General features: G+C 66.2%; 26 protein-coding genes. 18 read left to right on the top strand and 8 right to left on the bottom strand.

All coding sequences use genetic code 11. The annotated features are described in order from the left end of the window. Positions 1-64: 64 nt before the first annotated feature. From HBA99_RS10885 to HBA99_RS10910, 6 genes are all read left to right on the top strand, one after another. On the top strand, positions 65-427 hold the full coding sequence (locus HBA99_RS10885; protein ID WP_070951063.1) for a hypothetical protein: 363 nt from the start codon (positions 65-67) through the stop codon (positions 425-427). 1 nt (position 428) lies between these two features. Then, positions 429-1,622 carry a hypothetical protein gene (locus HBA99_RS10890; RefSeq protein WP_070951062.1) on the top strand — a complete coding sequence of 398 codons (1,194 nt, stop codon included), beginning with the start codon at positions 429-431 and terminating at the stop codon, positions 1,620-1,622. Positions 1,623-1,747: 125 nt separating this feature from the next. Then, the gene (locus tag HBA99_RS10895; protein ID WP_070951061.1) at positions 1,748-2,614 is read left to right on the top strand and encodes an ABC transporter permease; all 867 of its coding nucleotides are present in this window, start codon (positions 1,748-1,750) and stop codon (positions 2,612-2,614) included. Further along, on the top strand, positions 2,611-3,639 hold the full coding sequence (locus HBA99_RS10900; protein WP_057964727.1) for a taurine ABC transporter substrate-binding protein: 1,029 nt from the start codon (positions 2,611-2,613) through the stop codon (positions 3,637-3,639). Before HBA99_RS10895 ends, HBA99_RS10900 begins: the two co-directional genes overlap by 4 nt. After that, the gene (locus HBA99_RS10905) at positions 3,596-4,432 is read left to right on the top strand and encodes an ABC transporter ATP-binding protein (RefSeq protein WP_420063451.1); all 837 of its coding nucleotides are present in this window, start codon (positions 3,596-3,598) and stop codon (positions 4,430-4,432) included. Before HBA99_RS10900 ends, HBA99_RS10905 begins: the two co-directional genes overlap by 44 nt. A gap of 255 nt (positions 4,433-4,687) precedes the next feature. Next, a complete protein-coding gene (locus tag HBA99_RS10910; RefSeq protein WP_057968018.1) occupies positions 4,688-4,873 on the top strand; it encodes a hypothetical protein in 186 nt (61 codons plus the stop codon). An 8-nt stretch (positions 4,874-4,881) separates the two neighbouring features. On the opposite strand, the gene HBA99_RS10915 is transcribed toward HBA99_RS10910, so the two are convergent. The 3 genes from HBA99_RS10915 to HBA99_RS10925 form a co-directional block, all read right to left on the bottom strand. Beyond that, the gene (locus HBA99_RS10915; RefSeq protein ID WP_070951059.1) at positions 4,882-6,105 is read right to left on the bottom strand and encodes an ankyrin repeat domain-containing protein; all 1,224 of its coding nucleotides are present in this window, start codon (positions 6,103-6,105) and stop codon (positions 4,882-4,884) included. 142 nt (positions 6,106-6,247) lie between these two features. After that, positions 6,248-7,723: an amidase gene (locus tag HBA99_RS10920; protein ID WP_070951058.1), complete on the bottom strand. Its 1,476-nt coding sequence runs from the start codon at positions 7,721-7,723 to the stop codon at positions 6,248-6,250. 27 nt (positions 7,724-7,750) lie between these two features. After that, positions 7,751-8,995: a glycosyltransferase gene (locus tag HBA99_RS10925; protein ID WP_030095623.1), complete on the bottom strand. Its 1,245-nt coding sequence runs from the start codon at positions 8,993-8,995 to the stop codon at positions 7,751-7,753. A gap of 166 nt (positions 8,996-9,161) precedes the next feature. Between HBA99_RS10925 and pafA the strand changes: the two genes are divergently transcribed. The 7 genes from pafA (at position 9,162) to HBA99_RS10960 (ending at position 17,434) form a co-directional block, all read left to right on the top strand. After that, the gene (gene pafA / locus HBA99_RS10930; protein WP_030095624.1) at positions 9,162-10,520 is read left to right on the top strand and encodes a Pup--protein ligase; all 1,359 of its coding nucleotides are present in this window, start codon (positions 9,162-9,164) and stop codon (positions 10,518-10,520) included. 97 nt (positions 10,521-10,617) lie between these two features. Continuing rightward, the gene (locus tag HBA99_RS10935; protein WP_064408639.1) at positions 10,618-11,619 is read left to right on the top strand and encodes a helix-turn-helix transcriptional regulator; all 1,002 of its coding nucleotides are present in this window, start codon (positions 10,618-10,620) and stop codon (positions 11,617-11,619) included. Next, on the top strand, positions 11,616-12,596 hold the full coding sequence (locus HBA99_RS10940; protein ID WP_070924452.1) for a helix-turn-helix transcriptional regulator: 981 nt from the start codon (positions 11,616-11,618) through the stop codon (positions 12,594-12,596). The genes HBA99_RS10935 and HBA99_RS10940 overlap by 4 nt, the downstream gene beginning before the upstream one ends. Before the next feature lie 58 nt (positions 12,597-12,654). Beyond that, the gene (tatA, locus tag HBA99_RS10945) at positions 12,655-12,921 is read left to right on the top strand and encodes a Sec-independent protein translocase subunit TatA (protein ID WP_044104701.1); all 267 of its coding nucleotides are present in this window, start codon (positions 12,655-12,657) and stop codon (positions 12,919-12,921) included. Positions 12,922-13,033: 112 nt separating this feature from the next. Then, positions 13,034-13,906, top strand: a complete 873-nt coding sequence (gene tatC / locus HBA99_RS10950) for a twin-arginine translocase subunit TatC (protein ID WP_070917108.1) — start codon at positions 13,034-13,036, stop codon at positions 13,904-13,906. Further along, positions 13,903-16,644, top strand: a complete 2,742-nt coding sequence (locus HBA99_RS10955; protein ID WP_070949728.1) for a DEAD/DEAH box helicase — start codon at positions 13,903-13,905, stop codon at positions 16,642-16,644. Before tatC ends, HBA99_RS10955 begins: the two co-directional genes overlap by 4 nt. Before the next feature lie 79 nt (positions 16,645-16,723). Then, positions 16,724-17,434, top strand: coding sequence for a DUF4333 domain-containing protein (locus HBA99_RS10960; protein ID WP_057967035.1), 711 nt, complete (start codon positions 16,724-16,726; stop codon positions 17,432-17,434). Between the two features lie 61 nt (positions 17,435-17,495). Here HBA99_RS10960 and HBA99_RS10965 read toward each other — a convergent pair whose 3' ends face one another. Further along, positions 17,496-18,440 carry a 5'-3' exonuclease gene (locus HBA99_RS10965; protein WP_070952245.1) on the bottom strand — a complete coding sequence of 315 codons (945 nt, stop codon included), beginning with the start codon at positions 18,438-18,440 and terminating at the stop codon, positions 17,496-17,498. Positions 18,441-18,500: 60 nt separating this feature from the next. Between HBA99_RS10965 and HBA99_RS10970 the strand changes: the two genes are divergently transcribed. Beyond that, positions 18,501-19,640 (top strand): M24 family metallopeptidase, encoded by a 1,140-nt coding sequence (locus tag HBA99_RS10970; RefSeq protein WP_070952244.1) that lies wholly within the window; start codon positions 18,501-18,503, stop codon positions 19,638-19,640. Here the strand turns inward: HBA99_RS10970 and HBA99_RS10975 are convergent. Then, positions 19,630-20,055, bottom strand: a complete 426-nt coding sequence (locus HBA99_RS10975; RefSeq protein WP_030095633.1) for a F420-dependent biliverdin reductase — start codon at positions 20,053-20,055, stop codon at positions 19,630-19,632. The genes HBA99_RS10970 and HBA99_RS10975 overlap by 11 nt on opposite strands. A gap of 101 nt (positions 20,056-20,156) precedes the next feature. On the opposite strand from HBA99_RS10975, the gene HBA99_RS10980 reads away from it, so the two are divergent. The 4 genes from HBA99_RS10980 to HBA99_RS10995 are packed head-to-tail and all read left to right on the top strand — an operon-like array spanning position 20,157 to position 23,556. Further along, complete coding sequence (locus HBA99_RS10980; protein WP_070952243.1) at positions 20,157-20,882, top strand: decaprenylphospho-beta-D-erythro-pentofuranosid-2-ulose 2-reductase; 726 nt, start codon at positions 20,157-20,159, stop codon at positions 20,880-20,882. Beyond that, positions 20,861-22,066, top strand: coding sequence for a precorrin-6y C5,15-methyltransferase (decarboxylating) subunit CbiE (gene cbiE / locus HBA99_RS10985; protein WP_070951057.1), 1,206 nt, complete (start codon positions 20,861-20,863; stop codon positions 22,064-22,066). Before HBA99_RS10980 ends, cbiE begins: the two co-directional genes overlap by 22 nt. Then, on the top strand, positions 22,063-22,818 hold the full coding sequence (gene cobM, locus HBA99_RS10990) for a precorrin-4 C(11)-methyltransferase (protein WP_057967037.1): 756 nt from the start codon (positions 22,063-22,065) through the stop codon (positions 22,816-22,818). Before cbiE ends, cobM begins: the two co-directional genes overlap by 4 nt. Before the next feature lie 9 nt (positions 22,819-22,827). Continuing rightward, positions 22,828-23,556, top strand: a complete 729-nt coding sequence (locus HBA99_RS10995) for a cobalt-precorrin-6A reductase (RefSeq protein ID WP_081343085.1) — start codon at positions 22,828-22,830, stop codon at positions 23,554-23,556. On the opposite strand, the gene HBA99_RS11000 is transcribed toward HBA99_RS10995, so the two are convergent. Genes HBA99_RS11000 through cobG form a run of 3 tightly spaced genes read right to left on the bottom strand, consistent with a single transcriptional unit; the run spans position 23,528 to position 26,787 of the window. Beyond that, complete coding sequence (locus HBA99_RS11000; protein WP_070951056.1) at positions 23,528-25,006, bottom strand: precorrin-2 C(20)-methyltransferase; 1,479 nt, start codon at positions 25,004-25,006, stop codon at positions 23,528-23,530. The two genes, HBA99_RS10995 and HBA99_RS11000, sit on opposite strands and share 29 nt — an antisense overlap. Continuing rightward, positions 25,003-25,629, bottom strand: coding sequence for a precorrin-8X methylmutase (locus tag HBA99_RS11005; protein ID WP_070924445.1), 627 nt, complete (start codon positions 25,627-25,629; stop codon positions 25,003-25,005). Before HBA99_RS11005 ends, HBA99_RS11000 begins: the two co-directional genes overlap by 4 nt. A gap of 9 nt (positions 25,630-25,638) precedes the next feature. Beyond that, positions 25,639-26,787, bottom strand: coding sequence for a precorrin-3B synthase (gene cobG, locus HBA99_RS11010; RefSeq protein WP_070951055.1), 1,149 nt, complete (start codon positions 26,785-26,787; stop codon positions 25,639-25,641). Between the last annotated feature and the right edge of the window lie 8 nt (positions 26,788-26,795).

Genomic DNA, 26,795 nt, shown 5'->3' on the forward strand with positions numbered 1-26,795 from the left:
ACCGTGAGCGGTCGTCGGTGGTCGTACCTGTATCGAACCCGTTTCGTCTCAGGTAGGAGCAGTCATGTCCGTCACCACCGACAAAGACACATACATCGATCTTGCGACGCTGCGACTGGCAGATGGCGCCTGTGAGGAGCTGGCCGCGCGCTGCGAGCTGCTACGGAGCGCTTTTGCGGGCGCCATCGCGCGCCTGGATACCATCGCACCCGCAGGCCATACGATCTTCGGCGACTGTGCGGAGGGCCGGGGGTGGTACCAGGTGGTTCATGACGCCGTCCGGGCACCCGAGGGATCGCTCACCGCCGTTCTCGAACAGCATCGATCCGTACTTACCGAGTTCGCCGAAACATTCCGGCGCATCGGCGACGCCTACCGCGATATCGACACGAACTCTGCCGATTGCTCCCGGAAAGCGGGGCGGTGAGATGACCGGCGCAGTGCGGCCCGATGAATGGCACGGCGACAAATGGAGCCACGAATCGATCATGGACCTGCAGGCGCGGATGGAGCCCGACGGTATCAAGCGCATCGCCGGCGAATGGACGAGCACTCTGAGCAAGCTCGATTCGCTGCTCACCGCATTTCTCGAGGACGTCACGGCGATGATCGGCGAGAGCTGGAGCGGCGCAGGGGCGCGGGAGGCGCTGAGCACCATGCGGGCGTACGTGGAGAACTCGCGGGTGGCACTCGGAGAGGCCACCACCCTGTCCACCGGTCTGGGCGTGCTGGCTCACGCGACGGGTCAATTACAGCGGCAGGTCGTGGCCCCGAGTACCGGCGCCCCAGTGGGTCGGCTGGGCGTGCCGGTCGGTTGGAGAGCCTCGGTCACCGATGACCTCGATCTGTGGGAACGAGCGTTGGAGCAGGTGCGCACCGTGTACAGCGGTCCGGCGGTACAGGCCGGAAATGCGGTGGCCCAACTGGTCGGCCCCCGGGAACGACTTCGTTTCGGATCCGGCCCCGGTCTGGGAGCGGCAGGCGACTCGTCGCGGGACGAACAGGCCGAGAGGGCCGGGGACTTCCTGGCGCGGTGGGCGTTGGGGGAGCCGGAGACGGACCCGCAGCAGACGATGCCTCAGGGCGGTGCCGGTATGCCGTTGCAGGTACCCCTCATGGTGGCGGGAATGCCGGGTAATCCCTTTCCGGGCAATGATTTCGGGTCCAGGCAGAAATCCGGATCGGGGGTGGACGAGCTCGGTGAAGACGATGTCTACGCGCAGCAGAACTGGATGCGTGATCCGCTCTGGCATGAGAACCCAACCCGCAGCGCCGGGTTCGAATCGGCGACACCCGCGAGTCGTCAGCCGCTTACCCCGGACCGGATACCGCCGCTCGGTGCGGGAGCAACGCCGGCGAGTACCGGCGGCATCGGTGCGGGGGCTGCGATCCGGCCATGGGGTGCGATGATGCCGATGATGGGTGCGTATCCGTCGCACACGAACCAGCGGCGCGGGGACGAAAACGAGCACTACAGCCCGGGATATCTCGTCAATGGCGAGAACACCCGCGAGCTGCTGGGGGAGTTGCCCAAGGGCTCGGCCCCGGTTATCGGTTTGTGGGAGCACGAGGCCGACGACGATCTCGGACCACCGCCCCGTCGCGGGTTTCGTTCGCGTTGAGCCGGACCCTTGAGTGTCCGGGTTTGCGCCGGTATCAATACCGGGTGCCTTCGACACCCTCTGCTGATAGCTGCTGTTGTCTGACGCCGTCCCATCGCGCCTAGCCACAGAAAGCCATTCGCATAGTGTCTGTATTCGTCGACATAGTTCCCCCCGAAGAGTTGCCCGCCGAATCGAAGGAAGCAGCCCCGCGCCCGTCGCAGTGGCGCCGCCGGTTGACCAGCGCTGCTCTGCCGCTGCTCTCGGTGGTCGTGTTCGTCGGCATCTGGCAGCTGGCCGCGGTGAGCGGCATTTGGAACCAGACCTTCGTGCCGTATCCGAGTAGCGTGTGGCACGCGTTCATCGAGGTCTCCACCAACCATGACGGCGTGCATGGATACGGTGGCTACCTGCTGGCCGAACATCTGTATATGACGCTGCGCCGCTTGCTTTTCGGTGTCATCATCGGCGTTACCGGTGGCGTGCTGCTGGGCCTGGTCATGGGATCGGTCGGCTGGGTGCGCAGCGTGCTCGAGCCGTGGCTGACATTCCTGCGCACGCTGCCGCCGTTGGCGTACTTCTTCCTGTTGGTCATTTGGCTGGGCATCGACGAGGCCCCCAAGATCACGCTGCTCGCGTTGGCGGCGCTGCCACCGGCCGCGGTCGCCACCACCGCCGCCGTGGTGGCCGCACCGGTCGGGCTGGTGGAGGCCGCCCGCGCCCTGGGCGCCACCCGCTGGCAGGTGACCCGTGACGTTGTCATCCCCGCGGCGCTGCCGGAGACATTCACCGGAGTACGGCTCGCGGTGGGCATGGCGTACTCCTCGGTGGTCGCCGCCGAATTGTTCAACGGCATACCCGGAATCGGCGGTCTGGTGAAAGACGCGAGCAACTACAACAACACGCCTGTGGTACTCGTCGGAATCTTTTCGATCGGGATCTCGGGACTGATCATCGACGCGGCGCTGCGGGCTGTGGAGCGCCGTGCGGTGCCGTGGAGGGGAAAGGTATGAGAGCGGGCCGAATCGCGGCGGCGCTGATGGTGGCGATCGGGCTCCTGTCCGGATGCGCCATCGACCACTCAGGCCTGCAGGATGGTAAACCGACCATCCGCATCGGGTATCAGAACTTCCCCAGCGGCGACCTCGTGGTCAAGCAAAACCGTTGGCTGGAAACGGCTTTACCCGATTACAACATCAAGTGGACGCGGTTCGACTCCGGTGCCGATGTCAACACGGCATTCATCGCCAGGGAGCTGGACTTCGGGTCGCTGGGCTCAAGTCCCTTCGCGCGGGGATTGTCGGCGCCCTTGAACATCCCGTACCGGGTGGCCTTCGTTCTCGATGTCGCGGGTGACAACGAGGCCCTGGTGGCCAGTAATCGCAGCGGTGTCACGACGATCGCGGGCCTGCGGGGCAAGCGCGTGGGTACCCCCTTTGCCTCCACCGCCCACTACAGCCTGTTGGCGGCATTGGCTCAGAACGGACTGTCCGCCAAGGATGTTCAGCTCGTGGATCTGCAGCCACAAGCCGCGCTGGCCGCCTTCGACCGTGGTGACGTGGACGCCGTCTACACCTGGTTGCCCACGGTGGACCAGGTGCGCAAGAACGGTAGGGATCTCATCACCAGCCGGCAGCTGGCCCAGGGGAGTAAACCCACCCTGGACTTGGCGGCCGTGGCCAACGTCTTCTCCGACGCGCACCCGGAGATCGTCGACGTGTGGCGCCAGCAGCAGGCACGGGCGCTGCGACTCATTCATGACGATCCGAGTGCGGCGGCCAAGGCCATCGCCGCCGAGAACGGGCTCACTCCACAAGAGGTGGCGGGCCAGCTCAAGCAGGGGATCTACTTGACTCCCGGTGAGGTCGCGTCTCCGAAATGGCTTGGTGAACAGGGAAAGCCGGGCCATATCGCCGTGGACCTGCAGAGTGCGTCACAGTTCCTGGCCGAACAGAAGCAGATCCCCGCTGCGGCGCCACTGTCGACATTCGAGAATGCCGTCTACACGAAAGGCCTACCCGGTGTCATTGGCAAATGATGTGGAAAGCACTGTCCAGGAAAGCAAAACCGGATCGATAAAGATCAGTGGCGTCACGCACCGCTACGGCAGCGGCGCGGACAGGACCACGGCACTGGGCCCGGTGGACCTGACTGTCGATCCGGGGACCTTTCTGGTCTTGGTCGGGGCCTCGGGCTGCGGAAAGAGCACCCTGTTGCGGCTGCTGGCCGGATTCGAATCACCGAGTGAGGGGGCCGTACAGGTGGCCGGCGATGCGCCCACCCCAGGCATCACCTCCGGAGTCGTCTTTCAGCAGCCACGGCTATTCCCCTGGCGCACCGTGGGAGGCAACGTCGAGCTCGCCCTGAAGTACGCAAAGGTGCCTCGGGATCGATGGGCGCAGCGCCGGGACGAACTGCTCACCCGGGTCGGGCTGGAGGGCACCGCGAGTCGGCGCATCTGGGAGATCAGCGGCGGCCAGCAGCAGCGGGTGGCCATCGCCCGGGCCCTCGCCGCGGAGACCCCGCTTTTCCTCCTGGACGAACCGTTCGCCGCGCTCGACGCACTCACCCGCGAGCGTCTCCAGGAAGATGTCCGGCAGGTCAGTGCCGAGTCGGGCCGCACCACGGTGTTCGTCACACACAGCGCCGAGGAGGCTGCCTTCCTCGGGTCGCGCATCGTCGTGCTGACCCGCCGCCCGGGGCAAGTGGCACTGGACATTCTGGTGAACCTGCCCAGAACCGGCATCGACCCCGACGATCTACGCCGTTCTCCCGAGTACGCCGAACTGCGTACCGAGGTGGGCAAGGCCGTCAAGGCCGCTGCCGCGTGACGCGCGCGAACAGTTTGCGGCAGGTCGAACCGACGAGTGTCCGGCCTCGAGTGTGCACGGCTGCGCACCCGTTAACATGGTTGTGCCACAGGGAGAGCGGACTCGTTACGCAGTGTTATCGGGACGGTGCTGTATCTGGCTGACGCGCGCGGCTAGCATTACTGGCATACGTCACGGGTGGGCGACGAAGCTCACCTCAGCTGGGCCCTCATCGTGGTGTCCCGTTCTTACTTCTCCTTGTTCTGAGGATCGAAAATGAGCGAAGAACTCTTCGTCGGCATGAGTGAAACCGGGTGGGATCATGCGCCCTGGGAAATCGAGCCGACCTTTACCCCCAGTGAACTGCGGATTCTGCTGAATCCCGCTCTATCGGTTACGCAGGCGGCCGACGAGGTGGGCTGCGTCGAGCACGACGTGCAGCGACTCAGGGACTCCGCCTGATCCGGCGCCTATCCATGTCCGGTATCCCGCAGTAGTTTTGCCGCCTCCATTTGGTACGCGTGCTCTGCCCATTGCAGCGGCGTTGTGCTGAAACGGTTGTCGGCGATTGTGCGATCGGCTCCTGCGTCCAGAAGCCTTCGGATCAACCCGAGGTCACCCGCCCAGGCGGCGTGATGCAGCGGCGTCGCGCCTTCGTCGTCGCGGGCATTGACGTCGGTGGGGAAGGCGGGTACCACGACGGTGGCGCCCGCGGTGTCGATTCCATGCCGTGCGAGCAGTTCCAGCCTGTCGGAGAACCCGTGCTCGGCGGCCCAGTCGACCTGCCGCCGCCACATCTGTTGACGGGTCTCCATGGCCTCGCCCAGGTGGAGTTCCCACGGGCTCGCCCCGGCATCGGCCAGCCCGTGGGCGAACAGCAGCTCCAGATGCGAATCGTCGGGGCGAAACATCCTGTTGTAGAGGGTCTGCTGATCCACCGGGTGTGCGCCGCGCTGCAGCAGAACGGTGGCCAGCGCTTCGGCGAAGGGGTGCCGGGGCTGACGTCCCGGCCCTTGCTCACCCTCGCCGAACACCCCCGTCAGCGCGGTGAACGGAGTGGGCAGACCGCGCCAGAGGTATCCCGCGTTCGGATCGGCGCCGGCGTCCAGAAGCAGGCGCGCGGCAGCCACCGTCTGCTGCTCCGTACGACCCAATGGCGCACGGCCGTAGCACAGGTACATGATCGGAAACCATTGGTATGGACCACCATTCGTGCTCGCCAGTGTTGGGTGCGCCGCCAGATGTCGTGCGAGTGCGGCCGGGTCGGCGGCCGAGGCGGCCGCCCATACATGCCGATCTACCAGCGCGGGATCGGCGGCCACCAGGTCCGCGGCCGCCTGCCAACGGGGCGGTTCATCGTCCTCGTCGTATCGCAGCGATGCCAGAGCGCAGAATCGGTCGGCCGTGTCGAGCGCCGCTTCGGACACCGCGCTGGGATCGGTGCTGAGTCCGGCGGCAAGCTCCACATAGTGCACGAGCGCGGGCCAGCCGGTGAATCCGTAGCGGCGGGCCACTGTCAGCTGGGCATCGTGCAGTGCGAATTGTTCACCCGCCAAGGCGATATCCGGACGTGGATGGTGTTGACGCACCACGCCGGCCGCGTCAAGATCGGTGGCTCGCATCGCGCGCTGCAGTCCGCGCGCCTCATCGCGGAGGCGATCAAGTGACGGATTGGCGGGAAGGGTGCTGGCCATGACGGCCTCCTCTCGTGTGCCCGATGTCCGCGAGACCAGGTGCGAGAAGAGGTCGGTAAACCAGTGCAAGCAAGGCAGGGAGGCTGAGCCTCTTCGGGCGGACACCGGGCGCTCCTGCAGGCCCGGCGTCCACATTACCGCGCTAGAGCGTGGGCCGGCGGTCTGCCCACGGTGCGGTCGCCTCCAACTGGGTGGCCAGCCGGATGAGCAGTGATTCGCCGCCCAGTGGGGCGACGAACTGCACGCCGAGGGGCAGGCCCTTCGGCGTTTGATACAGGGGCAGGGAAATCGCGGGGCGCCCAGTCAGATTCGCCAACTGGGTATAGGGAACCCAGCCGAGGTTGTCGTTGATCATGCTGTCGACGATGTTGGCGTACTTGAGCACGCGGGCCGTCTTGGTGCGCAACAACAGATCGGACACTGCCGCCAAGGGCGCCGGAAGGTTGAACTCGCCGATCTTCGGTGGAACCTTGGCAAGCGTGGGCGTGAGCAACAAGTCGTAGTCGCCGAAGAAGGTGGCCAGTTCCCGTACATAGTTGTGCCGGCGTTCCACGGCCGCAACATAATCGGGGCCGTTGGTGGCACGGCCCAGCGCGGCGATGAGTAGGGTGTCGCGTTCAAAACCTTCGTCACCGGCTCCGGTTAGCCGCTTGGTGTCGTCCACCTCGTAGGCCGCGTGCACAAACCAGGTCAGCAGGAAGTCGCGTGCCAGCTGCCCATCGTCATACGGGGCGCTCACCTCTTCCACCTCGTGGCCCAGATGCGTCAGGACACGCACCGCGGCCTCGACCGCGGCGGCTGCCGCCGGATCGGGATTGGGGGTGATGACGGTCGGGATGCGCACCCCGATCCGGAGCTTTCCGGGATCCCTGCCCACCTGCGAGGCGTACGAATCCTCGGGTATGGCAGGCAGGTACGGCGACGTCGCATCCGGTCCGGCAATAACATCGAGCATCGCGGCGGTATCGCGGACGGTGCGCGAGACCGTGCCGCTCACGGCCGCACCGTGCATGGGCTCGCCGGCCGCCGGACCCATCGGAGTGATGCCACGCCCTGGCTTGAGGCCCACCAGACCACAACATCCCGCGGGGATGCGGATGGACCCGCCGCCGTCGCTGGCACCGGCCACCGGGACGATTCCCGCCGCGACGGCGGCCGCGGAGCCACCCGATGATCCGCCGGGTGTGCGGTCCAGATCCCACGGATTACGGCTAGCCCCAAAAAGTTCCGGCTCGGTGATGCCCTTCGAGCCGAACTCGGGGGTGTTGGTCTTGCCGAAGATGACCAGACCGGCGTCGAGCCACCGCTGCACGATGGTGGAATGCTCCGGCGCGGGAAGGGTGGACAGCGCCCGGCACCCTCCCGATGTCGGATGGCCCTTGTAGTCCTGACCGAGGTCCTTGATGAGAAAAGGAACCCCCGCGAACGGACCGCTCAGCTCGCCCTCGACCTGTTTATCCGCCTCCGGAATGGTCCGGACTATGGCAGTGATCTTGTTGTTGACCGCTACCGCGCGGGCGCGGGCCGCGGCGAGCAGTTCGGCCGGGGTGACCTGCTTGGTGGCCACCAGCTCGGCTAGGCCGGTGGCGTCGTATCGGGAGTATTCGGAGAAGTCCACCCGGCCAGCCTATGCGGCCTCACGGGGTCAGGCGTTGGCCTTCTTCAACACATCGTTGTAGATGGCGACAATCTTCTCGGTCTGCAGCGACTGCCGCGGCTCGTCCTGGTGCGCAGCCACCACCTCGGTCATCTGCCGCAGCTTGGCGCGGTCATCAGCCAACGCCCGGATGGCCTTCGCAATGGCCTCGACGGATTCGTTCTCGGTGACCAGGCCACCGCCATCGGGTACCGACTCGCCCAGGATCTCGTCGCAGAAGATCACCGGGGTCGACATCGAAATCGCCTCCAGCAGAACCAGTCCCTGGGTGTCGAAACCGTAGGAGGTGAACAGTAGGGCGCTGCTGGCTCCCATCGCCGCCAGGCAGCTGTCCTGGCTGACCCGGCCGCGCAGCCTGATGCGGTGCGAAGCTCCGTGTGAATCGACGTACTTCTTGATGGCGTGCTCGAGGTGGCCGTCGCCGTAGATGTCCATGACGCAGTTCTGGACCTGGGTGGCGGCCTTCACGGCCTCCAGCACCCGCTTCTCCGGGGACAGCCGTCCGCACCAGATCAGCCGTAGCGGCTCGTCGTCGGTCGGCTTGTCGTCGGCGGCTTCACGGGCGATGTCCACCAGTTCGTCGTCCACGCCATTGGAGACCACCGAAATCGGCCGACGCAGCCCGCGGTCGGTGAGGGCCTGGGCAAAGTGTGTCGTCGGGGTGATCTCGTGATCCACCGCCTGCGCCTGGGCCATCATCAGCTGCCACGCCCGCCGCGACGCGGCCGATTCCTGCACCGTCGTCAGGTGGAAATCCTTGGGTAGATGGCGCTCCTGCATCTGGCTGAAGATCCACGCCAACAGCAGGGGGTTGGGGCTGGCCTTTTCGAAGTAGACGTCGTACCGGGTGTGCTTGGTCTGCACCACCGGGATGCCATTGCGGCGGGCCGCTTCCACGCCGGCGATGCAGACGCCCAGGTCGCCCTGGCTGTGGATGATGTCGATCGGCCCGCGGGCACGAAGCTCCCGATCGATCAGTTCCTTGTTCGCCGCCCCGGGCCATACGAAGGTGAAATCGTCGTGCTTGCCGAGCTTGCGCATCGCCTCGGCCACGAATGGCACCGGCTTGACCTCGACGACGTTCGGGTCGGGGTCAACGGTGTGGGCCAGCGGCGCGGTGAACACCGTCACCTTGTGTCCCAGCCGTTCCAGCCCGTGACGCTGGCGCGCCACCGAGATCTGCGCCCCGCCCAGGCTCTCAGGGTGAAGATCGGTGAACAGCGCAATATGCATTGTCGAAACCTGTCGTTGTGTGCCAATACGGCGTGCGGAAAACCGGGCCCAACCCGAACCGAACCGTATCGGATCGCCGGTCGTGCTGCTGAGATACCCAGACAGATGGCCTCGAGAAAGGCCAGCCTCCCCGCTGTCGATGGCCTCACCCAGTAGGCTCGATGGTGTGCAACGTCGAATTATGGGGATCGAGACCGAGTTCGGCGTCACGTGCACATTTCACGGCCACCGGCGATTGAGCCCGGACGAGGTCGCCCGTTACCTGTTCCGCCGGGTGGTGTCCTGGGGGCGCAGCTCCAACGTCTTCCTGCGTAATGGCGCGCGGCTCTACCTTGACGTGGGCAGCCACCCCGAGTACGCCACCGCCGAGTGCGACAGCCTGGTGCAGCTGGTCACCCATGACCGCGCCGGAGAGCGCGTCCTGGAAGATCTGCTCATCGACGCCGAACAGCGTCTCTCCGACGAGGGCATCGGCGGCGACATCTACCTGTTCAAGAACAACACCGATTCCGCGGGTAACTCGTACGGCTGCCACGAGAACTACCTCATCGTGCGGGCCGGCGAGTTCTCCCGGATCTCGGATGTGCTGCTGCCGTTCCTGGTCACCCGCCAATTGATCTGCGGGGCGGGCAAGGTGCTGCTCACGCCCAAGGCCGCGACCTATTGCTTATCGCAACGCGCCGAGCATATTTGGGAAGGTGTGTCCTCGGCGACCACGCGTAGCCGCCCCATCATCAACACGCGCGACGAGCCGCACGCCGACGCCGAGAAGTACCGCCGCCTGCACGTCATCGTCGGCGACTCCAACATGTCTGAGTCCACCACCATGCTCAAGGTGGGCACCGCGGCGCTGGTGCTGGAGATGATCGAGTCGGGTGTGGCATTCCGGGACTTCTCGTTGGACAACCCGATCCGTGCTATCCGCGAGGTCAGCCACGACCTCACCGGCCGCCGTCCGGTGCGGCTCGCCGGGGGGCGGCAGGCCAGCGCGCTGGACATCCAGCGCGAATACCACGCGCGGGCCGTGGAACATCTCAACACCAGAGAACCCAATGAGCAGGTCGAGCAGGTCGTCGAACTTTGGGGCCGCACGCTGGATGCTGTTGAGAGCCAAGACTTCTCGAAGGTCGACACCGAGATTGACTGGGTGATCAAGCGCAAGCTGTTCCAGCGGTACCAGGACCGCTACAACATGGAGCTGTCTGACCCGAAGATCGCTCAGCTGGACCTGGCCTATCACGACATCAAGCGTGGCCGGGGCGTGTTCGACCTGCTGCAACGCAAGGGGTTGGCCGCACGTATCACCACCGATGAGGAGATCAAGGCCGCCGTCGATCAGCCGCCGCAGACCACGCGCGCCAAGCTGCGCGGCGACTTCATCACCGCCGCCCAGGAGGCCGGCCGCGATTTCACCGTCGACTGGGTGCACCTCAAGCTCAACGACCAGGCGCAACGCACCGTGCTGTGCAAGGACCCGTTCCGGTCGGTCGACGAGCGGGTGGAACGGCTCATCGCCAGCATGTAGCGCTCGCGCTCGGCGTTTGGGTCGTGTCCGAACAAACATTCGGACACTCCCGCATGCGCTCCGGGCTGACGTGCCGGTTTCCTCTAAGCTTTCCGCCGTGGCGATCTCCAAAGTCGAGCGGTTGATGAACCTGGTGATCTGCCTGCTGTCCACCCGAACCTATGTCACCGCAGAACGAATCCGCACCTCTGTGGCCGGTTACTCGGACTCGCCGAGCGATGAGGCCTTCAGCCGGATGTTCGAGCGCGACAAGAACGAACTGCGCGACCTGGGCATCCCGCTGGAAACGGGCAAAGTGTCGTCCTTCGACGCCACGGAGGGCTACCGCATCCGTCGCGACGCCTACGAGTTGCCCGATATCACTCTCACCGCCGATGAATCCGCGGCTGTTGCGGTCGCCACGCAGCTGTGGCAGTCGCCCGAACTGGTCACCGCCGCACAGGGTGCGCTGATGAAACTGCGCGCGGCGGGCGTGGACGTCGATCCCGCCGCCGAGAACGTTTCGGTGGCGGGGTCCACGTCAAACCTAGCGATGCCCGGTGGTCGTGGGTCGGAATCGGTGTTGCGAATCCTGCTGTCCGCCATCGACTCCGGTCAGGCAGTGCAGTTCGGACACCGTCCCTCACGCGCCGAGCCCTACGTCACGCGCACCGTGGAGCCGTGGGGCGTGATCACCGACCGCGGCCGCTGGTACCTGGTCGGACACGATCGAGACCGCAATGCCACCCGTACGTTCCGGCTCTCCCGCATCGGAGAGGACGTCACGATGCTGGAAAAGCCGGGCACGGTGCGCCGCCCCGACGGAGTGGATCTGCGCGCCATCGTGGCCAGAGCTGTCGGCGATGGGCCGGTGCGCATCACCGCGCGGGTATGGATCGCCGAGGGGCGCGCCCAGGAGCTGCGCCGGATGGGTGCCATGGTCGAACCCCGTCGGCTGGGCGAACGCGACGGCGATGTGGTCGAGATCGAGGTGGCCTCACCCGACCGCCTGGTTCGTTCGATCGCCTCCCACGGCGCCGATGCGGTCGCGTTGGAGCCGGCGCAGGTGCGCGACGAGGTCATCGCTCGTCTCCAGGAACACGCAGGAGTTACGGCATGACCGAGCTGTCGAATCGTCTGACCCGGCTTCTCAACATGGTTCCGTACTTCCAGGCCAATCCCGGTATCAGTGCCGCTGACGCCGCCGCGGACCTGGGCGTCACCACCAAACAGCTGATGGCAGATCTGAACCAGCTGTGGATGTGTGGCCTGCCTGGTTACGGCCCCGGCGATCTGATCGATCTCTCGTTCTCCGAGGAGAGCATCGAGGTCACATTCTCGGCCGGTATCGACCGTCCGCTGCGCCTCACCTCGCCCGAGGCGACGGCGCTGTTGGTCGCCCTGCGCGCCCTGCTGGACATGCCCGGCACCGTCGACCCGGAGGCCGCACGCAGCGCTATCGCCAAGATCGAGGATGCGGCGGGGGCTGGCGACGAGACGCTCGGACGAAGAGAATCAACCACCGAATCGGACGCTTCATCGGCGACCCCTGTCGAGTCCGCGGCGGTCTCCGCCGTCCGCGCGGCTGTGCGTAACCGCAAGGCGCTGCGCATCGAGTACTACTCGGCATCACGAGATGCCTTGTCGGAGCGGATAGTCGACCCCATTCGGATCGCGGTCGTGGGGGAACACAGCTACCTGGAGGCCTGGTGTCGCGCCTCCGAGGGGGTGCGGCTGTTCCGGTTCGACAGGATCGAACAAGCCGAGGTTCTCGATCAGCGATCTGCACCCCCTGCGCCCGCGGTACAGACGGCCACCGACACCGGCTTGTTCGAGGCGGACCCCTCGTTGCCGGCCGCGACGGTATTGGTCGGGCCGAGTGCCTCCTGGGTCTTCGACTACTTCCCGATGCGGCCCACCGGCGCCCAGCATGCCGACGGATCGGTCGAGGCCGCCATGACCTATGCCTCCGAGGACTGGATGGCGCGGCTGATCCTCGGTTTCGGTTCGGCGATCCGGGTGCTGGCGCCGGAATCCCTGGCGCGACGGGTGCGTACCGACGCGGTGGCGGCGCTGGCGGCGTATCAGGCCAGCTGACCGCGATCAGCCCTGGGGTAGCATCAAGGCAGACACGACGCCAGAGGAGGTGACCACGTTGGGCGGTCTACAACCCATGCACTGGGTGATCGTAATTGTCGTATTCGCGCTGCTCTTCGGTGCCAAGAAGCTGCCCGACCTCGCGCGTTCGCTGGGTAAGTCGCTGCGGATCTTCAAATCCGAAGTCAAGGAACTGCAAAACGAGGGAAATTCTGCGAAGGCGGCCGACGCCCCACCAGCGGTGGAGCAGCAGCAAGTGCCACCCGCTACCGCGGTGGAAGCACCGCCGATCGAATCGACTCCCGGTCACAAGCCCACTGCCTAGCCGCGTTCCGCCGCGATAGGCCGGCCGGATAGGTCATGCGTTCATGAATAAGGTCCTGGGTGCTCTTGGGCTGCAGCGAAAGTCCAGACAGCCCAAGAATTCCGACGGCACCATGTCGCTCGTCGAGCATCTGCAGGAGCTGCGTACCCGTCTGTTGATCTCGGTGGCCGCCGTCCTGCTGACCACCATCGTCGGGTTCTTCTGGTACGAGCACGCGATGTTCGGTGTGGAGAGCCTCGGTGAGTGGTTGCGCGGACCGTACTGCTCGCTGCCGGCCAGCGCGCGCGCCAATCTGAGCGCCGATGGGGCCTGCCGGCTGCTGGCGACCGCGCCTTTCGAGCAGTTCATGCTGCGCCTCAAGGTAGGTCTGACCGCCGGTGTGGTGCTGGCCTGTCCGGTGTGGCTGTACCAGATCTGGCGGTTCATCACGCCGGGCCTGTATCGCAACGAACGCAAATTCGCGGTCATCTTCGTCACCGCGGCGACGGTGCTGTTCGTCGCCGGTGCGCTATTGGCCTACACGGTGCTGGCCAAGGCCCTGCATTTCCTCTTGACGGTGGGCAGCGACGTCCAGGTCACCGGGCTCAAGGGTGACGAGTACTTCAGTTTTCTGATCAACGTGTTGCTGGTCTTCGGCGTCAGCTTCGAGTTCCCGCTGTTGCTCGTGATGCTCAATTTCGTTGGTATCCTGTCCTACGCCAAGCTCAAGAATTGGCGTAGGGGCATCATCTTCGGCCTGTTCGTGTTCGCGGCCTTCGCGACCCCGGGATCCGATCCGTTCACGATGACTGCGCTGGGCCTCGCACTGACGGTGCTGCTGGAGTTCTCCATTCAGGTGGCCCGGATCCACGACAGACGCAAGGCCAAGCGGGAGGCCGCGCAGGAGCTCGGCGATGACGAGGCCTCGGCTTTGGATGCTCCCGAGGCCATTGCCGCGCCCGAACCGATCGGTCCTCCCGAGCGGTTTGACAACATGGGCAAGTGACCAGCATCGGAACCCAACTCAGTGCGTTCTCCCAAGGGCTGAGTTTTGCTCTCGATCCCTTTCAGGTCCGCGCGTGCACGGCGCTGGAAAACGGCCACGGCGTGCTGGTCTGTGCACCCACCGGCGCGGGTAAGACCATCGTCGGAGAATTCGCGGTCCACCTGGCGCTGGCGGCCGGACGCAAGTGCTTCTACACCACCCCGATCAAGGCGCTGAGCAACCAGAAACACAACGACTTGGTGTCGGTGTACGGACCGGAGAAGGTCGGCCTGCTTACCGGAGACTCCTCGATCAACTCCGATGCCCCGGTGGTTGTGATGACCACCGAGGTGCTGCGGAACATGCTGTATGCGGATTCGCCAGCACTGCATGGTCTTTCGTATGTGGTCATGGACGAGGTGCATTTCCTGGCCGACCGATTCCGCGGTGCGGTCTGGGAAGAAGTCATTTTGCACCTGCCCGAAGAGGTGGCCCTGGCCAGCCTGTCGGCCACGGTAAGCAACGCCGAAGAATTCGGCGGATGGATCAAAACAGTCCGCGGGGACACGGCCGTCGTGGTCGATGAGACCAGGCCGGTCCCGCTATGGCAGCACGTCATGGTCGGGCGGCGGCTCTTCGATCTCTTTGATTACGACGGCAAGAAAACCGATGTCGACCCGGAGCTCACCCGCTACATAGCCCAGCGGCGCCAGGCCGATCGCTTCGCAGACTTCGACCGCCCACGCCGACGGGGACCACACGATCGTGGCGGGCGTCCTCCCACGCTCTATCGCCCGCCATCGCGACCCGAGGTCATCACCCGGCTCGACGAGGACGGCCTACTTCCGGCGATCACGTTCATCTTTTCTCGTGCTGGCTGCGATGGCGCTGTGGCGCAATGCCTTCGATCCCGGTTGCGCCTCACCACCGAGGAGGACCGGCGGGAGATCGTTGCCATCATCGACCGCCGCACCGAGGGGCTGCCCGAGGCAGACCTGGACGTGCTCGGCTACTGGCAGTGGCGTGAGGGGCTGCTGCGCGGTATCGCCGCCCACCATGCCGGCATGCTGCCGGTCTTCCGGCACACCGTCGAGGAACTGTTCACCAAGGGGCTCGTGAAGGCGGTATTTGCCACCGAGACACTGGCATTGGGTATCAACATGCCCGCGCGCACGGTGGTGCTGGAGCGGTTGGTGAAGTTCAACGGCGAGCAGCACGCGGCGTTGACTCCGGGGGAGTACACCCAGTTGACCGGGCGGGCGGGCCGACGCGGAATCGACGTCGAGGGACATGCCGTCGTGTTGTGGACGCCCGAGGTGGAACCCAGCGAGATCGCAGGTCTGGCGTCCACGCGTACCTTCCCGCTGCGCAGCTCGTTTGCGCCGTCCTACAACATGACGATCAATCTGGTGCACCGCATGGGCCCGGATCCGGCGCGTGAACTACTGGAGCGATCCTTCGCGCAGTTCCAGGCCGACCGCTCGGTGGTGGGACTGGTCCGCGGTATCGAACGCGGCAAGAAGATGCTGGACGAGATCGCCAAGGAGATTGACGGGCACGACGGGTCCGTCCTGGAATACGTCCGGTTGCGCGGCAGGCTCTCCGAGCGCGAGCGGGCGGCGGCGCGCACCTCGCGGCTGGAACGTCGCGGTGCGGCCAACGATGCCCTGGCGGCGCTCAAGCGCGGCGATGTCATCGCGATACCTCACGGCCGCCGCAATGGCGTGGCCGTCGTGCTGGAGCCGGCCCACGACGACGATGACCCGCGCCCGTTGGTGTTGACCGAACATCGTTGGGCCGGAAGGATTTCATCGGCGGACTACTCAGGAACCGCGGAACCGCTCGGATCCATCAGCCTGCCTAAGCGTGTCGAGCACCGCCAGCCCAAGGTGCGCCGTGACGTGGCGTCAGCCCTGCGATCGGCACTGGACGAGGGCCGGGTGCGCAGGCCGCAACCCGTGAAGGGGCGCAAGAACGATTCGGGCACTGATGGTTCAGATCTCGGCGTCGAGGTCGAACGGCTGCGCCGCGAAATCCGGGAACATCCGGTGCACCACGCTCCCAACCGTGAGGAACTGGCGCGGACGGCCGAGCGCTACCTGCGCATCGAACGCGATAACGCGCAACTGCAGAAGAAGGTGTCGGCCGCCACCAACTCACTCGCGCGCACGTTTGACCGCATCCTGACGCTGCTGACCGAACGCGGATACGTCCAGGACAGCTCCGAACTCGGCAAGAAGGTGACCGAGGACGGCATGCTGCTGGCGCGTATTTACAGCGAGAGCGATCTGCTGGTGGCCGAATGTCTGCGGCGCGGACTGTGGGCGGGGCTCAAACCCGCGGAACTGGCGGCCGTGGCCTCGGCCGTGCTGTACGAGTCGCGTGGTGATGCGGTATCGGTGACGGGGGAGGCGCCCACTGGGGCGCTGCGCGCGGCGCTCGCCGAAACCCACCGGGCACTGGCACGGTTGCGTCACGACGAACAGCGGCATCAGCTCGCGCCCACCCGCGAGGTCGATGAGGGCTTTGTCGCGGCGGTGTACCGCTGGGCGACCACCGGTGATCTGGCGGCGTCGTTGGAGGCGGCCGGTGATACGGGCACCGCGCTACCGGCAGGCGATTTCGTGCGGTGGTGCCGGCAAGTGGTTGATCTGCTCGACCAGATCAACAAGGCAGCGCCGGACGCCGGGGTGCGCTCGGTGGCGAGGGCCGCGGTCGCCGACGTGCGGCGTGGCGTCGTTGCCGTTGATGGCACATAACGACGAGCAAACGCTAAGGTGGAGCGTCAGCACCCTCTTACACACCGGTAAGTAACAAAGTCGCGACACGGGAGGAACGATGAGCGGTCCACAGGGAACCGAACCTGGCGGACAGTGGGCGCCCCAACCTGGGCAAGGCCAAGAGCCGTGGCAGACACCGCAATCCTCAGATCCGGCGCAGCAGGGTGACCCGAGTTGGCAGCAGCCCGCCTATGGCCAGGGCCAGCAGTATCCGCAGTACCAGCAGCCGGGTTTCCCGGGCGGTGGATTTGGGGATCCGAGCCAGTTCGGCCAGCAGCCCAGTCAGCCGGGGTTCGGTGAGCCGAGCCAGTTCGGTCAGCCCGGCGCCTACGGCCAGCCGGGACAGTACGGACAGCAGGGTGGATACCCGGGCCAGTACGGACAGCAGCAGGGACAGCCGTTCCCGCAGTTCGGCGCCGGAAAGCCGCAGCGTTCCACCAAGACCATCGCGATCATCGGCGGTATCGTCGCGGCCGCGGTGATCCTGATCGTGGTGCTGATTACCGCCTTCCTGGCACCTGGCTGGGCCATGACCACAACCCTGGACGTCAACAAGGCGCAGGAGGGTGTGACCAAGGTTCTCACCGACGAAACCAATGGCTACGGCGCCAAGAACGTCAAGGACGTCAAGTGCAACGATGGCCAGAACCCCGAGGTGAAGAAGGGCGCCACCTTCAACTGCGATGTCAGCATCGACGGCACCAAGCGACAGGTCACCGTGACCTTCCAGAACGACAAGGGCACCTACGAGGTCGGCCGCCCCAAGTAACGAGTTCCGCCAAAACGCCGAGCGCATGCAGTGACGCGCTCGGCGTTTTGCGTTCTCGGCTTTAAGGCTGCGGCAGCGTGTCCAATGCCTTCTGGAGGCGCGTGATCGCCGAACCGATGCCCAGCTCGGCACCGAGTTCGGCGACTCGCCGCGGATCTCGGGCGGCCAGCGGTAGCGCATCGCTGTCCCGATCGATGGTGACCGGCGCATCCACGGCCACCCGCACCACCGGCTCGGCAGCCGCGATGTAGTCGACCGAGGCCTGCAACTTGGCGCGAACGGCCTTGGCCAGCCCTGATTTTGGATCATCGGCCGCTGCGAGAATGCCGGTCAGCGAGTGATGCTCGGCCAGAAGTTTGGCGGCGGTTTTCTCGCCCACCCCGGCAACACCGGGCAGACCGTCGGACGGGTCGCCGCGCAGCAGGGCCAGCTCGGCGTACGCCGCGCCGGCGCGCTCGACGGACACGCCGTACTGCTCGGATACCTCCACCGGTCCGAACAATGTGGCCTTGGCGAACCCGCGGCCCATGTAGAAGACGCGAACAGGTACCGGGGCATCGGTGACCACCTGCAGTAGGTCTCGGTCCCCGCTTACCACGATCACCGGGTCGCGCCGTTCAGCGGCCGCGAGGGTGCCTAGTACGTCGTCGGCTTCGAATCCCGGGGCGCCGGCGGACGCGATGCCGAACGCATCCAGCATTTCGGCGATCATGTCGACCTGGGGTGTCAGGTCGTCGGGCACCTCTTCGACATCGACGGCGCCGTCGGGCTCCTCCGCGACCACACGATGCGCCTTGTACGACGGAATCGCGGCAACCCGCCAGGCGGGCCGCCAGTCCAGATCCAGGCACACCACAAGCCGATGCGGCCGATGCAGCGTGATGAGCTGGGAGATGGTGTCGAGGAAGCCGCGGACCGCATTGACGGGTCTGCCATCAGGGGACTTGATGGAATCCGGGACGCCGAAGTATGAACGGAACCACAGGCTGGCTCCATCGAGGAGCAGGACGGGTCGGTGGAGGTCTTCTGACACGGCACTCAACCTATGCCAGATAGCCTGGACCGTATGGCACCCCAGCGTTTTGAATCCGATGTGTACGCCAACCGTCTGCAACGTGCCGCTCAGGAGGCCGCGACGGCCGGGGTGGCGGGCTTGGTGATCACACCCGGATACGACCTGAGATATCTGACCGGCTCACGCGCGCAGACATTCGAGCGGCTCACGGCGTTAGTGGTGCCTGCCTCGGGAACGCCCACCGTGATCGCGCCGCGGATGGAGCTTGCGGCGCTGCAGGATTCGGCGATCGGCGACCTCGGCATCCCGATCAGCGATTGGGTGGACGGGGAGAATCCCTATGAGCTGGTACGGGCGGCGTTGGGTTCCCCGGATGGTGCGTTGTCGGGCACCATTGCCGTCACCGAGTCCATGCCCGCGCTGCATCTACTCCCGCTGACCGAATTGATCGGGACCGTGCCGATACTGGCCACGGGGGTGCTGCGCCGACTGCGCATGGTCAAGGACGCCTCCGAGATCGATGCCCTGCGCAAGGCCGGGGCGGCCATCGATCGCGTCCACGCGCTGGTGCCCGAACTGCTGGTGCCGGGCCGCACGGAGGCGCAGGTGGCCGCCGACATCGCTGAAGCGATTGTGGCCGAGGGGCATTCGGAAGTCGCCTTCATCATCGTCGGGTCCGGTCCGCATGGGGCCGACCCGCACCACGAATGCTCCGACCGCGAGCTGCAGACCGGGGACATCGTCGTGGTGGACATCGGCGGCAGCTACGAGCCCGGTTACCACTCCGACAGCACGCGTACCTACAGCATTGGCGAGCCTGACTCCGATGTGGCTCACCGGATTTCAATTCTGGAGCAGGCGCAGCAGGCGGCGGTACGGGCGGCCCGGCCCGGCGTGAGCGCCCAGTCGGTGGATGCCGCCGCGCGCCGCGTTCTCGTCGAGGCGGGGATGGGTGAGGCATTCGTGCATCGCACCGGACACGGCATCGGATTGTCGGTACACGAGGAGCCGTACATCGTGGAGGGCAACGATCTGATCCTGGAGCCGGGAATGGCCTTCAGCATCGAGCCTGGCGTGTACTTCCCGGGGCAGTGGGGCGCGCGAATCGAGGACATCGTCGTCGTCACCGAAAATGGTTGCGAATCGGTGAATTCACGGCCGCACGGCCTGACGGTGGTGCCTACTCGGTAGGAGCGTCGCCGCGGTTCAGTAGATCCGAGGAGCCCAGTACCCGTTCGATCTTGACCTCGATGACCACCCGCTGCGGGTTCACCCGCGGTGTGCGGTAGCGCTGCGCATAACGCAGCTCGGCGTCGCGTACCGCCTCTTTGTCGGTGACGACGGTGGCCGAGCCCTCCAGGGAAAGCCAGCGGGCGCCGTCCACCTGACTCAGTACCGCGAGGCCTCCACGCTCGGCGTTGACCGCTTTCTGCGACCCGCCGGTGGTGATGACCCGCGCGATGTGCGTGACCGGGTCAAAAGTGAAGCCGACAGCCACCACGTGCGGGCTGTTGTCCTGCCGCAGGGTGGTCAGCATCGCGAGATGGCGCTCGGACAGGAACGCCAGCGCATCATCGGTAAGTCGAGTTGTAGGGGTGTTCGGCATCAACTCTCACGCTAGCGCAGGACATAATCGCTGACGTGACCGACACGGTGCGACACTCCGGCCAGCTTGGGGATGATCCGCGTGCGGGAAGACCGTCGACGGTGGTGATATTCGGCGGACGCAGCGAAATCGGACTTGAGGTGGCCACGCGTCTCGCCGCCGGAAACACGGTGGTCCTCGCGGCGCGCCGGGCCGGTGACCTGCAGGACGAGGAACGGCGCGTCCGCGACGCGGGGGCCGTGGCGGTCGATTGCGTCGAGTTCGACGCCGACCGGCTCGACACCCACGAATCGGTGCTGGCCGCCCTTACCGAGCGGCATGGAGCCATCGACGTGGCGGTGCTCGCGTTTGGACTGCTGGGCGACCAGGAGCGGGCGGAAACCGATGCCGGCCATGCGGCGGCGATCGTGCACATCGACTACGTGGCGCAGGTGGCGTTGTTGACCCAGCTGGCCGTGCGCATGCGCGGTGCCGGGCGCGGTGCGCTGGTGGTCTTCTCCTCGATCGCCGGATGGCGAGTGCGGCGTGCCAATTACGTGTACGGATCGGCCAAGGCGGGGCTCGACGGTTTCGCGAGCGGACTCGCCGACGCCCTGCACGGTTCGGGCGTGCACCTGTTGATCGCGCGCCCCGGCTTCGTGATCGGGCGGATGGCGGCGGGTATGTCACCGGCACCATTGGCGAGCACACCGCCCCAGGTGGCGGAGGCGACCGTGCGCGCCCTGCGCAGCGGGAAGCGCACCGTGTGGATTCCGCGTGCGCTGGGAACGCTCGCTTTCATCATGCGCTGGGTACCGTCATCTCTATGGCGCAGGATACCGCGGTGATCACCGTGATCGGGATAGGTGCGGACGGTGTCGACGGGCTATCCATGCGTTCCCGCCGCGAATTACAGCATGCCTCAGTGATATTCGGTTCGCTACGCCAGCTGGAACTGCTGGCCGAAGAATCCCTGGCGGCCGAGTGCCGGGTGTGGCCTTCGCCCCTGTTGCCCGCGTTGCCCACCATGTTCGATGGTCTCGGCAATGTCCACGTGCTGGCCAGCGGTGACCCGATGCTGCATGGCATCGGAACCACGCTGATCCGGCTCTTCGGAGCGGATCGGGTGCATGTGTTACCGCACGTATCCAGTGTGTCGTTGGCCTGCGCACGAATGGGGTGGGCGGTGAACGATGTGGAGATCATCAGCCTGGTCAATGCGCCGGCGACCTCCGCGCTGCGGTTCGGCGGTCGGGCGATCGTGCTCAGCCGCAACGCGGACACTCCGGCTGAGCTGGCGCAGACCCTGACCGATTCCGGGCTGGGTGACTCACGGCTGACGGTGTGGGAGCAGCTGGGTGGAGCGGCAGAGAAAAGCCTGGAAGGGGTCGCTCGCGATTGGGGCCATTCTCCCGGTCATGCATTGAATGTCGTTGCCGTGGAATATTTTCCGACGGCAGCGGGAGAGGTGGCGCTGCCACTGGTCGCGGGGTTGTCCGAGGACGCCTTCGAACACGATGGGCAGATAACCAAGCGCGAGATCCGGGCGGTCACGCTGGCATCACTCGCGCCGCGACCGGGCCAGCGGCTTTGGGATGTGGGCGCAGGGTCGGGCAGCATCGCGATCGAATGGTCTCGCAGTGGCACCGGCTGTAGCGCCTCGGCCTTCGAGATCAAGCCATCGCGGCGGGCCGCGATTGTGGCCAACGCGACGAAATTCGGTGTAGACGTCGAGTGTTTCGCCGCGGCACCTTGCGATTTCGACAGGGCCTGCCCGCCGGACGCGATCTTTGTCGGCGGTGGCGTGACCAATGCCGGTCTGCTAGAGGCGTGCTGGGAACGGCTGCCGAGCGGAGGCAGGATTGTCGTCAACGCGGTGACCGCGGAGTCCGAAGCGCTGCTATTGCGTTGGTATTCCCGCCATGGGGGAGAGCTGCACCGGTACCGCGTGGAGGACGCGGCTCCGCTCGGAGCCTTCACCAGCTGGAGATCCCGGCTGCCCGTGGCTCAATGGACCGGGGAAAAGTCATGACCGTCTACTTCATCGGCGCGGGACCGGGCGCCGCCGACCTCATCACGGTGCGCGGTCAGCGGATTCTGCAGCGGTGCACGGTGTGCCTGTACGCCGGATCGATCATGCCGCCCGACCTCCTGGCGGTGTGCCCGCCCGACGCCCGAATCATCGACACTGGCCCACTGACCTTGGATGCCATCATCGAGGAGATATCCAGCGCTGACGCACAGGGATTGGATGTCGCCAGGCTGCACTCGGGTGACCCCTCGCTGTACAGTGCGGTGGCCGAGCAGTGCCGCCGACTGGATGCCCTGGGCATCGGTCACGAGATCGTGCCCGGTGTGCCTGCCTTCGCCGCGGCCGCGGCGGCATTGGGCGCCGAGCTCACCGTTCCCGGTGTCGCGCAGACCGTGACAATCACCCGTGTCTCGACGCTGTCCACCGCGATGCCCGCCGGCGAGGATTTGCGCACCCTGGCGGCGCCGCGGGCGACGCTGGCGTTGCACCTGGCCGCGGCCCAAATCGACAATGTGGTAGCTGACCTCGTCGCCGGGGGGTATCCGCCGGGCACGCCGGTTGCTGTCGTCGCATATGCCAGCTGGCCATCGGAGACCATCCTTCGTGGCACTCTCGCGGACATCGCCGAGCAGATGAAACAAGCGGGCGTGACCAAGACGGCGGTCATCTTCGTCGGAAAGGTGCTTGCGGCAGAGGGGTTCACGGATAGCTACCTGTACTCGGCCGGACGTCGCAGAGGGGCAACACATTAGATGAAGATCTTGATTCTCGGCGGCTCGGCGGAGGCGCGCGAGCTGGCGGAGCGGCTGGCACCCCGGTTCGATGTCACCACCTCGCTCGCGGGGCGGGTGCGTAACCCGGCAGTTCCGGCCGGCGAGTTGCGCATCGGGGGCTTTGGTGGAGAGGCCGGACTACGGAAATGGTTGTTGGATAACAATATCGACGCCGTGGTCGACGCTACGCATCCGTTCGCGGCGACGATTACCGAGAACGCCGCTGCGGCATGCGCCCGGCTGGGTATCCCGCACCTCATCCTGCGCCGTCCACCCTGGCCGGCGGGAGATGCCACCGTGGTGTGCTCGGCCGCCGAGGCCAAGGACACGGTGGTGGCACAGGGCTTTTCACGAGTGTTTCTGACCTCGGGGCGCTCCAGCATCGGGGCGTTTCTGTTCTCGGACGCCTGGTTCCTGATCCGTGTGGTGGAGCCGGTGCCCGCCGACGAACTGCCCGAGCGGCACCATCTGTTGTTGTCGCGTGGGCCCTATTCCCTCGAGGAAGAGACCGATCTCATGCGCCAGTACGAGATCGAGGCGCTGGTCACCAAGAACAGTGGCGGAACGATGACTTCGGCGAAGTTGGAAGCCGCTGCAGTGCTGGGCATTCCCGTGGTGATGATCGACAGGCCGGCCCTGCCGGAGAAGGTGCGCACCGTGTCCACCGTGGACGAGGCACAGCACTGGGTCACTGAGCGGGATACCGCCGAGGCGTGAACACCTGAGGTCCCGAATCGGTGTCCTGCCACTGGGTCTGTGAGGACCCGATGATCAGCAGGGTGCGCATGTCCACCGCTGACGGGTCGAGGTCACCCAGGGTGGTCACCCGCACGGACTCTCCCGCGCCGCCGACATCGCGTCCCAGTACGACCGGAGTTGCCGGGGCGCGGTGTTCCAGCAGCACGTCGCGCATGGAGGCCACTTGCCAGGTGCGCGACTTCGAGGCCGGGTTGTACACGGCCAGCACCAGGTCGGCCGCGGCCGCGGCGCGTAGCCGGGACTCGATGACCTGCCAGGGCTTGAGGCGATCGGACAGCGAGATCACCGCATAGTCATGCCCGAGGGGTGCCCCGACCCGGCTGGCGACGGCCTGCGCCGCCGTCATCGCCGGAAGCACCCGCACCGTGACATCGGGCCACGCTCGGGCCTCTTCCATCACCGCCGCCGCCATCGCGAACACACCCGGGTCCCCCGAGGACACCACGGCCACCCGGCGGCCACCCGCAGCGAGCTTGAAGGACAGTTCGGCGCGTGCGGGCTCGTCACGGTTGTCGCTGGCATGACGGACTTGACCGTCGCGAGCGGGGATACGATCCAGATACGGCCCGTATCCGATGAGATCGGTGGCGAGGGCCAGTTCGTGCCGTACTTCGGTGGTGGTCCAATCATGATGGCCGGGGCCCAAACCGACCACCGTCACCATTCCGTCCTGTGCGGTGTCGCCGAGGGGTTGCGCCCCGGGAACCAGGACCAGTGAGAAATAGGGCACCGAAGACGGATCGACATCGGCGGCGGACAGTACCCGCTGCTGCGTGGTGCTGGCCCGTTCCACGTAGTAGGCACGGTCCAGCACGCCGGCGGTGTCCAACGCCTGCCGGACGGCGCCGTAGGAGCGTCCGAGTTTCATGATGACTGCCGCATCCGAATCGCTGAGCCTGCGGGCGATCTCGTCGGCGGGCAAGGTGCCGGGGATGACCGTCAGGATCTCGTCGCCCTCGACCAAGGGCGTACCCGTTGCGGCTGATGCGGCGCTGACCGACGTCACACCGGGGATGATGACCGCGTCGAACCTGTCGGTCAGGCGGCGGTGCATATGCATGTACGAGCTGTAGAACAGCGGATCACCTTCGGCGAGCAGCGCCACATTACGGCCCGAATCCAAATGGGCGGCAATCCGATTCGCGGACTCCTCGTAGAAGTCATCGATCGCACCGCGGTATCCGCCCGGGTGATCGGTGGTCTCGGTGGTCACCGGGTAGACCAGGTGCTCCTCGATCTGGCCGGTCCGCAGATACGGCTGCGCAATCGAGCGGGCGATGCTGCGGCCGTGCCGTGCGCTGTGGAATGCCACCACATCGGCTTCGCCGATCACGCGGGCCGCCTTCACGGTCACCAGTTCGGGATCACCGGGGCCCAGGCCCACACCCCAGAGCGTTCCTCTGCTCATTCCTTCTCGCTCGCAATCGCATTCACGGCAGCGGCGGCCATCGCGCTGCCACCGCGCCGCCCTCGCACCAACAGGTAGTCCATGCCACGGGGACGGTCGATCAGCTCCTGCTTGGACTGTGCCGAACCGACGAAACCGACCGGGCCGCCCAGGACGGCCACCGGGGGCGCCACACCTTCGTCGATGAGTTCGAGTATGCGGAATAGCGCCGTGGGGGCATTTCCGATCGCGGCCACCGATCCCGGTAGTCGATCGGTCCAAAGATCCACCGCAGCAGCAGATCTCGTAGTCCCGGTGCGCTGGGCCAAATCGGCGGCGCGCGGATCGGCCACCAGGGACACCACTTCGTTGTCCGCGGGCAGGCGCAGACGGGTGATCCCGGCCGCGACCATCGACGAATCACACAGGATGGGGGCACCCGCATCCAATGCCGCTCGGGTGCGTGTCACCACATCGGGGGTGAAGGCGATTTCGCCGGGCAAATCCACCTGCCCACAGGTGTGAATGAGCCGGACCACCACACGCGCGACGTCATCGGGGAAGGCCGACAAATCTGCCTCGGCCCTGATGGTCGCGAACGATTGCCGATAGATCTCGGCTCCGTCTCGCACGTAGTCCAGCACGCGCTAACCCTACGGGTGCCGCTCGAGCGGTCGATAACCCAGCTCCGTCGCCACCAGCACCTGCCCTGTGGTGGGGGAGCCGCAGGCCCGTGGACACCCGACCCAGTGCCGATGTATCGGCGAATGAACACCGCTGGCGATCTCTTCGGCGACTTCGAGCCGGACGTCGGCGTGGACATCGGTTCGGGAGCGTCCGCATCCCGGTAGCCCGGTGCACGAGCTGGCATTGAGCCATGGGGAGCGCTCGTCGAAGACCAGGCCCAGAGGTGCCAGCACCCGCAGCACCGCGTCGGCGTCCTCGTGGGGCAGATCGCACAGCAGTACCGACCGCCATGGGGTGATGACGACGGGTCTTTCGGCGGCGGCCAGCAGTGCCGCCACCCGAGCCGGCAGCTGGCCCAACGGAACGGCGGCCCCCAGCGTCACCAACTCGTGGTCGGGATACTGCTCGATCCATCCCACGGGCGCGTGCGGCGCGGGCCCTGCCTCGCCCGGCCCCGCGATCAGTGTTGCGCCGATCGCCGCGGCCAGGGTCTTGGCGCCGTCCGGCAGCTCCCGGACGCGCCATGCGTTTCCCCGAATCTCTACGAAGGTCTGCGCCGCCGCGAGCACATGGTCGACGGCGGCGTCCGGGTCGGCGACACACGTAGAGGTGCCATGACCATCGAGGAGAACACGCCAGCCGCCCGGCCCATGGCCGAGCCCGATGTCCGCACCCACGGTGGCCATGTCGGCGCGTCCGTCATCGAGGCTGAACAGGAAGCGGCCCGGCAGGCCGGCGAGCACGGAAGCTGAGATCAGCCCCTGGTCGAGCGCGCGGACCAGCGGCCGCACATCGGGGAACTCACCGGCCCGGCCCGAGAGCGGCGAGGCCACGATGTTGCGCACTCGTTCGTGGCTGGGCGACGGCAGCAGCCCGGCGTCCGATAACAGGGTGCCCACCGCGTCCGCATCCCGGATCGATCGCAGCTGAATGTTGCCGCGGGAGGTCAGCTCCAAAACGGGTGCGCCATGGCTGCCTGCTGCTGTGGCCAACGCGGCCAACTGCGCCGACGAGAGCATTCCGCCGGGCAGCCGGATGCGTGCCAGTGCTCCGTCGGCCGCCTCATGTAACCGCAGCGCACCGGGGCATGCGTCGTCGGCTGAGGAGCGGGTCACCTACTCAC

The organism is Mycobacteroides chelonae (genome assembly GCF_016767715.1).
GTDB lineage: Bacteria > Actinomycetota > Actinomycetes > Mycobacteriales > Mycobacteriaceae > Mycobacterium > Mycobacterium gwanakae.

Coding starts and splice junctions, on each gene's coding strand:
- HBA99_RS10970 (WP_070952244.1), top strand. CDS start 18,501: ATGGCACCCCAGCGTTTTGAATCCGATGTGTACGCCAACCGTCTGCAA.
- HBA99_RS10885 (WP_070951063.1), top strand. CDS start 65: ATGTCCGTCACCACCGACAAAGACACATACATCGATCTTGCGACGCTG.
- HBA99_RS11000 (WP_070951056.1), bottom strand. CDS start 25,006: ATGAGCAGAGGAACGCTCTGGGGTGTGGGCCTGGGCCCCGGTGATCCC.
- HBA99_RS10925 (WP_030095623.1), bottom strand. CDS start 8,995: ATGCATATTGCGCTGTTCACCGATCTTCACCCTGAGAGCCTGGGCGGG.
- HBA99_RS10915 (WP_070951059.1), bottom strand. CDS start 6,105: ATGGCCAGCACCCTTCCCGCCAATCCGTCACTTGATCGCCTCCGCGAT.
- HBA99_RS10975 (WP_030095633.1), bottom strand. CDS start 20,055: ATGCCGAACACCCCTACAACTCGACTTACCGATGATGCGCTGGCGTTC.
- cobM (WP_057967037.1), top strand. CDS start 22,063: ATGACCGTCTACTTCATCGGCGCGGGACCGGGCGCCGCCGACCTCATC.
- cbiE (WP_070951057.1), top strand. CDS start 20,861: ATGGCGCAGGATACCGCGGTGATCACCGTGATCGGGATAGGTGCGGAC.
- HBA99_RS10910 (WP_057968018.1), top strand. CDS start 4,688: ATGAGCGAAGAACTCTTCGTCGGCATGAGTGAAACCGGGTGGGATCAT.
- HBA99_RS10960 (WP_057967035.1), top strand. CDS start 16,724: ATGAGCGGTCCACAGGGAACCGAACCTGGCGGACAGTGGGCGCCCCAA.
- HBA99_RS10905 (WP_420063451.1), top strand. CDS start 3,596: ATGCCGTCTACACGAAAGGCCTACCCGGTGTCATTGGCAAATGATGTG.
- HBA99_RS10890 (WP_070951062.1), top strand. CDS start 429: ATGACCGGCGCAGTGCGGCCCGATGAATGGCACGGCGACAAATGGAGC.
- tatC (WP_070917108.1), top strand. CDS start 13,034: ATGTCGCTCGTCGAGCATCTGCAGGAGCTGCGTACCCGTCTGTTGATC.
- HBA99_RS10940 (WP_070924452.1), top strand. CDS start 11,616: ATGACCGAGCTGTCGAATCGTCTGACCCGGCTTCTCAACATGGTTCCG.
- HBA99_RS10900 (WP_057964727.1), top strand. CDS start 2,611: ATGAGAGCGGGCCGAATCGCGGCGGCGCTGATGGTGGCGATCGGGCTC.